This is a genomic window from Microbacterium sp. MYb54, assembly GCF_002979515.1.
Taxonomy (GTDB): Bacteria; Actinomycetota; Actinomycetes; order Actinomycetales; family Microbacteriaceae; genus Microbacterium.
The window spans coordinates 176,739-183,686 of sequence record NZ_PCPA01000008.1 but is presented as its reverse complement, the minus strand read 5'-3'; the positions used below and the strand labels follow the sequence as shown (position 1 = coordinate 183,686).

The window sequence follows — 6,948 nt, the reverse complement described above, 5'->3', positions numbered from 1 at the left end:
AGATCGTCGAGGAGACGCCGCCACCCCCGCCCGGGGATGACGGCGTCTCCTCGACGATCTGCTGCACCGTCTCGACGAGTGCGGTCTGGGTGTCGCCGCCTGCTGCGGCCTCGTTCGTGTTCGCGATGAATAGGGCGTCGTCGCTGTCGATGGCGGTCGAAGCGGCCTGGAGGTCGTCTCCGACGGCGAGCACTACCGTCTTCTGCGAAACCTTCTCGGTGATCCGTGTAAGCAACTCGAGGTCGTAGACCGCGCCGAGGTCAGCGTCCGCCGGCAGAACCACGACCGCGATCGAACCGTCTGCGGGTAGGACACCCGTCAGGGTGCTGGCCAGGGCATCCCCGCCCTTCACCCCAGGGGCGATGTAGACGTCGCTCGACTGAAGAGCGCCGGCGACCGCGTCGGTGACCCCGCTCAGGTCGGACGCCGCGACGATGATCATGCCCACCTCAGAAGTTGTTGATCACGGAAGCGAACACGAGGTCGATCCGCTCGGCGTCGGAAGCGTCGAACATCTGGCCGCCGGTGGCATCCGCGATGCGCTGCAACGCCGAGGTGTCGGCGCCCGAGCCGTAGGCGATCGGGAAGATGCGCACCGGGGCGTCGGCGCCGCCCTCCTTCGTGCTCTTGCCGATCTTCGCGATCAGCGAGTCGAGCGAGGTCGTGGAGTCGGTGTCCTCCCCGTCGGAGAGCACGACGATCGCGTTGATGCGTCCGGGCTCGGCGCGCTCGCTCATGGCCTCGTATGCCGTGAGGATCGCGTCATACAGCGGGGTGCCGTTGCGCTGCGCGTAGCGGAGGTCGTCGAGGGAGGAGTCGAGCTTCTCGCCGTCAGCACCGAGCGGGGTGACGTCGCGCAGCACCTGGATGCCCTCACCCTCTTCGGAGGAGATGCCGGTAGTGAACGCCCACACGCCCACCTCGTCGGTCGAACGGAAGTGGTCGAGCGTCGTCTGGGCGCCCTCGATGGCGCCGTCGAGCCGCGAGCGACCGTCGCCGATCGGGTCGTCCATCGAGCCGGAGATGTCGATGAGCTCGAGCACCGACGAAGGCTTGCGCACCTGCGTCCACTGGTCGATCGCGGTGGAGATCACGTCGACCTCGGGCTTGGGCAGCGTCACCGTGGGCTGTGCCGGATCCACGCCGAAGTTCGCGGTGAACAGGTCGCCGAGCGGAACCGACTCGTCGAGCGGACGGAACCCGTACTCGGGCAGGATCTCCTGGGCGGGCTTTGTCTGCAGGAACTTCGCGAAGGCCTCCCCCGCCGTCCGCTGCTCTGGCGTGACCCAGTCGGCGCCGAGAACGGTGACGGGGTTGTCCGACCACATCGAGCCGCCAGAGGGGTACACCGCGACGAGCTTGGTCTTCGGCGGGGTCAGGGTCTCGCCCGGCTGCACGGTGTGCGAGTCGGGGTTGCCCTTGTTGTAGTTGAGCAGCGAGGTCTCCTCGAGCGCGACGGCCGAGACGTAGGCCGATCCGTTCGCGCCGTTCTGCGTCTCGTCGTACAGGGTGGACAGCACGTTGCCGGTGGTGTCGCCGTAGTGGATCACGCACTCCTCGAACACGCGCGAGAAGTCGGCGGCGGCATCCACGTCGGCCGAGGTGAGTCCTTCGGCCTTGCCGGATGCCTCGTACGACTGCATCAGGATGGTCGAGAGCCCGGTGGTCGAGGTGTTCGGGTTCGTCTTGGAGATCTTGAACGCACCCCAGATGTCTTTGCCGACGCTCCCCCAGCCGTCCGGGTTCTGGCACAGGCCCTCGAGCTCGGTGATACTGATGGGCTTGTCCGGCCAACCGAGTGCCTTCGCCATCGGCTCCGGCATGCCGAACACGACAGGGGTGCGGGTGAACGACGCGGGTGTTCCGACGAGGTTCGGCGAGGCGGCTGCGGCGACGCGGTCGGTCCAGACGGTCGAGGCCGGCGACCACAGCGTCGGCCACAGGGCGCGGTCGTCGCTCGGCCAGTCCTCGCCCGAGGTGAGGTAGCGCGCGGCGTTCCCCGACGACACGTTCGTGGGGCGCACGGTGACGCAGGTGTCGAGGGCGTCGTGCTCCGGAGATTCCTTGAACGCGGTCGCCAGCTCGTCGAGCATGTTGACCTTCTCCGACGAGGTCGCGATGGTGATGTGCGTGCAACCGTCGTCGGGGAAGCCTTGGCCGCCCTCGGGCGTCGGGTCTTCTCCCCCGCCCGTGCAGGCCGCGAGCACCAGCGCGGCGATTGCGGCCGTCGCGAGGGTGGCAGGTGTTCGCCGGAAGATGGTCCGTCGTGCGGTGCGAGGCGCGCTCATGCGCCTAGGCTACCCAGGTATCGGCCTCCCGATCACGGGGTTCCTGCGCGCATGAACTCCTCGGCCTCTTGCACCTGCTCCGCAGAGGGACGGATGCCGGTGTAGAGGACGAACTGCTCCAGCGCCTGCAGGGTTGCGACCTCGGCTCCCGTGATCACGGTCTTGCCCGCAGCGCGGCCCGCGGCGATCAACGGTGTCTCAGCGGGAAGAGCCACGACGTCGAACACGACGGATGCCGCGGCGATCGCCTCCTTCGAGAACGCGAGCGCGTGCTCCTCCGCGCCGCCGGCCATGCCGATCGGCGTGACGTTGACCAGGATGTCCGCGGTGGCGTCGCCGACTTCTGCCGCCCAGCCGAAGTCGTACAGGCTGGCTAGGGCGCGTCCGTTCTCCTCGTTCCTGGCGACGATCGTCACTCGCGCGAACCCGGCGTCGCGGAACGCGGCGGCGGTCGCCTTCGCCATGCCGCCCGAGCCTCGCAGCAGCACCGATGCCGCGGAATCCAGCGCATTGCTCTCGATGAGCTGCGCGATCGCGGAGTAGTCGGTGTTGTGGGCGGTGAGCACGCCGCCGTCGTTCACGATCGTGTTGACCGAGTCGATGGCGCTCGCCGAGGGATCCATCCGGTCGACGAGGGCGATGACCTCCTCCTTGTAGGGCATCGAGATCGCGCAGCCCCGGATGCCGAGTCCGCGGACGCCTGCGATGGCCTGACCGAGGTCTGTAGGCGCGAACGCCTTGTAGATCCAGTTCAGCCCGAGTGCCTCATAGAGGTGGTTGTGGAAGCGCGTCCCGTTGTTGCTCGGCCGTGCCGACAGCGAGATGCACAGGGTCATGTCCTTGTTGAGCAGTGTCACCCGATCAGGCTACTCGCGCCGCGGTCACGCCTGGGGCGATGCGTGAGGGCGCGATTCGGCCACGTCCGGAGCACCGAAAAACCCGTGGTGAGATCGAGCGATCTCTCCTATGGTGAAGGTGCATGCACAAGGGGATTGATCGTCCCGTTTCTCCCCACGAAACGGCGGCCCACCCCAGGGGCAGACGATCCGTGCATGCGATTGGGCCCTCTCGAGTAGTTCAGTCCCCAATGGGCTACTCGAGGGGGCCGCTATCGTTCATCCTCCCACCGAAGTTGAAATTTGTCCCCCAAAAGGGGGACAAGAGCTTCGAAAAGGAGCTAAGCTGTTTCTGACGCACCCTCCGGTCGTCTTCGGCCCTCATCGCTCCCCCCGCGGTGAGGGCCACACCATTTTCCAGGGGCCTTCTGCTCCCTGCACCCGCCGATCGACCAGATGACGGCCGGATGCCGCTCGTGCAACATTTGGATTACCTTCTTGCCGCGGCTATTCCCCTCGGGGCCTCCTCCACTAGCGTTAGCGATGTCGGGGCATCCCTGCGTCGGCTTCTTCATCAGCAGAACAGGCAGTACATGAGCACCCAGGGCACGGTTAAGTGGTTCAACTCGGAGAAGGGCTTCGGCTTCATCTCCCCCGACGACGGAGGCGCTGACGTCTTCGCACATTACTCAGCCATCGAATCGTCCGGCTACCGGTCTCTCGAAGAGAACCAGCGAGTCGAGTTCGACGTGGCGCAGGGCCCCAAGGGCCTTCAGGCAGAGAACATTCGCCCCGTCTGAGACGGGCGGAACTCAGAACTCCCCGACCGGATCGCATCCCTGATGCGTCATCCGGCGGGGAGTTCTGTGCTTTCCGGCGTCCGGAGCGGGTGCGGGAGCACCTCGAACGTCGGGCCGTCCGCCGTGTCCAGCAGGCGTCAGGGCGGGTTCAGCCGAGCAGCAGCGAGCGCAGTTCGTCGACCGACGAGACGCGGAACGCGGCGTCGTCCCCCTCGTGAGAATCGCTGAAGCCCCACTCGACGAAGACCACCGGAACGCCGTTGGCATTGCCGCCCTCGACGTCATGGTGCCGGTCGCCGATCAGCACCGGTCGTGAGGTGTCGGCACCGAGCTCGCGAAGTCGACGAAGGGCCTCGGCCACGATGTCGGTCTTCGAGGCGAGCGTCGACTCATCGGGGGTCGCGCCGACCGTCGTCAGGAACGCGGGACGGAGACCGAAGTGGTCGACCAGTGCGTCGACCTGGTTCTCGGGCTTCGAGCTGGCCGTAGCCTGCGGCACGCCCGCCGCGTGCAGCTCGTTGATGAGATCGACGACGCCCGGGTAGGTCGCGACGTCGGTCGTGTAGCCATCGGCCTTGCCGAGGGTGCGGTAGAAGGCGACCGCCTCGGCGGACTGCTCCGGCGTCATGCCCGCCTGGTCCTGGAACGACTGGAACATGGGGGGACCGATCCAGTGCACCAGCTCTTCGCGCGTCGGCGCCGGGCGGCCGAAGTGAGTCAGCGCGACGTTGAGCCGGCGGAGGATGCCGATGGACGCGTCGACGATGGTGCCGTCGACGTCCCACAGCACGCAGGAGTAGGGGGAGTGAGGCATGCCTCCAGCCTATGGGCGTGCGAGGGGGCGACCGCCCTCCCTGCACAGGTGTGCAACAGAAAAGGTTCTACACACCTCGTGTGAGCACGTACTGACCACATATAAGGTCGTGACAACGGCGGATGCGCGGGCGAGAATGGGGGCATGTACGTGTCGGTGGAAGTCATCACGATGCTGGCGACAGCAGCGACGCTGCTGGTGGCGATCATCAGCGGATTCGGTTGGATGATCAACCGGATGGACGCGCGATTCGCGGCGCAGGACGTGAAGTATGAAGCGCGCTTCGATCGGATCGATGCTCGGTTCGAGCGGATCGATGCTCGGTTCGAGCGGATCGATGAACGGTTCGAGCGGATCGATGAACACTTCGAGCGGATCGATGCTCGATTCCGTGAAGTCCAGCTCGAGATCACCGAGGTGAAGATCGCGGTCGCGCGCCTCGAAGGACCGACTCCACGTCTGCTGTCGGCACGCTGAACGCGCTGACGTTTCGGCAGGCGCGGTTCAGAACAGGCGGGGGATGCCCGACTCGATGCCCTTCATGTCGTCGTAGTCGAGCACCAGGCAGCGGATGCCGCGGTCTTCGGCGAGCACGCGGGCCTGGGGCTTGATCTCCTGCGCGGCGAAGACGCCCTGCACGGGAGAGAGGTGCGGGTCACGGCCGAGCAGCTCGAGGTAGCGGGTCAACTGCTCCACGCCGTCGATGTCGCCGCGGCGCTTGATCTCGACTGCGATGGCGGCACCTTCGGCGTCTCGCACCAGCAGGTCGACCGGGCCGATGGCTGTCGGGTACTCGCGGCGCACGAGGGTCGCGCCCTCGGAGATACGGTCCACCTGTTCGGCGAGCAGTCGCTGCAGGTCGGCCTCGACGCCGTCTTTCTGCAGCCCGGGGTCGATGCCCAGCTCGTGGGAGGTGTCGTGGATGATCTCGTAGATCTGCACCCGCAACGCATCGCCGGTCTTCTTGTGCGTGACGCGCCAGACCTCGACGACGCCTGCGCTCGCCTCTTCCTCGCCCGGGTCTTCGCTCGACAGCGAACACGGTGGGCTCATCCAGTTCAACGGCTTGTAGCTGCCGCCGTCGGAGTGCACGAGCAGACTCCCGTCTCCCTTGTGCACGAGCAGACGCGTGGCAAGCGGGAGATGGGCATTGAGCCGACCGGTGTAGTCGACCGAGCAGCGGGCGATGACGAGACGCACCCGTCGAGCCTACTTCGTCGGGGGTGCTGCGCGGTCGCACTCGACGGGCGCGGCGGTCATCGGTCGAGGAAGGAGCCGATCGCCTGGAAGAGGCCGAGCTCGGTGGCCGCCGAGCGGGCGATGAGGAACCCGATGATGCCGATGATCCAGGCGGTGTTCTCGGCGCCGGTGCGTTCCATCCAGGCTGCGAAGCGTTCCAGCGGTCGCTGCACCAGCGGAGCGGCGACGAGGCGGAGGATGAGCAGCACGACCGCGGGCAGGATCATCAGAGCGCAGTAGCCGACGAGCGACAGCACGCGCAGCGGAGTGTCGATCCCGGCATCGGCGAGCATGGTCATCGCGACGATATAGGGGAGCATGGTGGCGATCTCGACCAGTCCGGCGGCGATCGCCACGGCCATCACCGCGGTGCCGCGGGTGCGCGGGTCGAGCAGTCGGTCCCGCCAGCGACTGATGCGTCCAGGACCGGGAGAGGCGTCCGTCGTCATCGCGGCCGCGGGAGAGGGTGGGGTCATCATCGAGGAGCCATCCGCGTCGCGGGCCGTGGGCATTCCCGTCCACGGTGAGACGGCAGGGGCGACAGCGGGTGGTGAGGGCGTCGTCTTCGCGACCTTCGCGGCTTTGTCGCCGGTCGGCATCGCGAACGCGGTGATGAGGAGCGCTACCCCCACGACGAGGCGGATGACCAGGCCGGCGGGGGATGCCAGGAAATCGGAGGCGACGTCGACGAGGTTCACGAGCCCCCAGAGGAAGAGGAGCCCGACGAGCAGATAGAACGCGGCGATCGTCACCAGATACAGCAGGATGCGTCCGGCGCGCACCCGTCCGGGATGCAGGAGCAGGAAGACCGGGATGAGGAGCGTACCGACGCTCAACCCGTCGATCAGCGCCAGAAGCGCGAGGGAGAGGGGGAGCGGCAGCCCGCCGAAGAGTTCCATGTCTCCACGTTCACGGAACAGCGTCGGCCCCGGATCGGGCGAAAGTATCGTCTCCGCGGAGTTCCTCATCCC

The 6,948-nt window shown here is 66.9% G+C and carries 8 protein-coding genes; 2 read left to right on the top strand and 6 right to left on the bottom strand.

Features of this window, described 5'->3' with window-relative positions; all coding sequences use genetic code 11:
- The 3 genes from CQ040_RS11180 to CQ040_RS11170 form a co-directional block, all read right to left on the bottom strand.
- On the bottom strand, positions 1 to 442 hold a 442-nt coding region (locus tag CQ040_RS11180; protein WP_146115303.1), incomplete at its 3' end, for a hypothetical protein.
- A 7-nt stretch (positions 443 to 449) separates the two neighbouring features.
- The gene (locus CQ040_RS11175) at positions 450 to 2,288 is read right to left on the bottom strand and encodes a substrate-binding and VWA domain-containing protein (RefSeq protein ID WP_105527156.1); all 1,839 of its coding nucleotides are present in this window, start codon (positions 2,286 to 2,288) and stop codon (positions 450 to 452) included.
- A gap of 32 nt (positions 2,289 to 2,320) precedes the next feature.
- On the bottom strand, positions 2,321 to 3,145 hold the full coding sequence (locus tag CQ040_RS11170; protein WP_105527155.1) for a shikimate 5-dehydrogenase: 825 nt from the start codon (positions 3,143 to 3,145) through the stop codon (positions 2,321 to 2,323).
- A 572-nt stretch (positions 3,146 to 3,717) separates the two neighbouring features.
- Between CQ040_RS11170 and CQ040_RS11165 the strand changes: the two genes are divergently transcribed.
- A complete protein-coding gene (locus CQ040_RS11165; RefSeq protein WP_028501254.1) occupies positions 3,718 to 3,924 on the top strand; it encodes a cold-shock protein in 207 nt (68 codons plus the stop codon).
- A 148-nt stretch (positions 3,925 to 4,072) separates the two neighbouring features.
- Here CQ040_RS11165 and CQ040_RS11160 read toward each other — a convergent pair whose 3' ends face one another.
- A complete protein-coding gene (locus CQ040_RS11160) occupies positions 4,073 to 4,738 on the bottom strand; it encodes an HAD hydrolase-like protein (RefSeq protein ID WP_105527154.1) in 666 nt (221 codons plus the stop codon).
- Positions 4,739 to 4,882: 144 nt separating this feature from the next.
- On the opposite strand from CQ040_RS11160, the gene CQ040_RS11155 reads away from it, so the two are divergent.
- Positions 4,883 to 5,215, top strand: a complete 333-nt coding sequence (locus tag CQ040_RS11155) for a response regulator (RefSeq protein ID WP_105527153.1) — start codon at positions 4,883 to 4,885, stop codon at positions 5,213 to 5,215.
- Between the two features lie 27 nt (positions 5,216 to 5,242).
- Here the strand turns inward: CQ040_RS11155 and nucS are convergent, their stop codons facing one another.
- Both nucS and CQ040_RS11145 read right to left on the bottom strand, forming a co-directional pair.
- Positions 5,243 to 5,938 carry an endonuclease NucS gene (nucS, locus tag CQ040_RS11150; RefSeq protein WP_105527152.1) on the bottom strand — a complete coding sequence of 232 codons (696 nt, stop codon included), beginning with the start codon at positions 5,936 to 5,938 and terminating at the stop codon, positions 5,243 to 5,245.
- A gap of 56 nt (positions 5,939 to 5,994) precedes the next feature.
- The gene (locus CQ040_RS11145) at positions 5,995 to 6,876 is read right to left on the bottom strand and encodes a GAP family protein (protein WP_105527151.1); all 882 of its coding nucleotides are present in this window, start codon (positions 6,874 to 6,876) and stop codon (positions 5,995 to 5,997) included.
- Between the last annotated feature and the right edge of the window lie 72 nt (positions 6,877 to 6,948).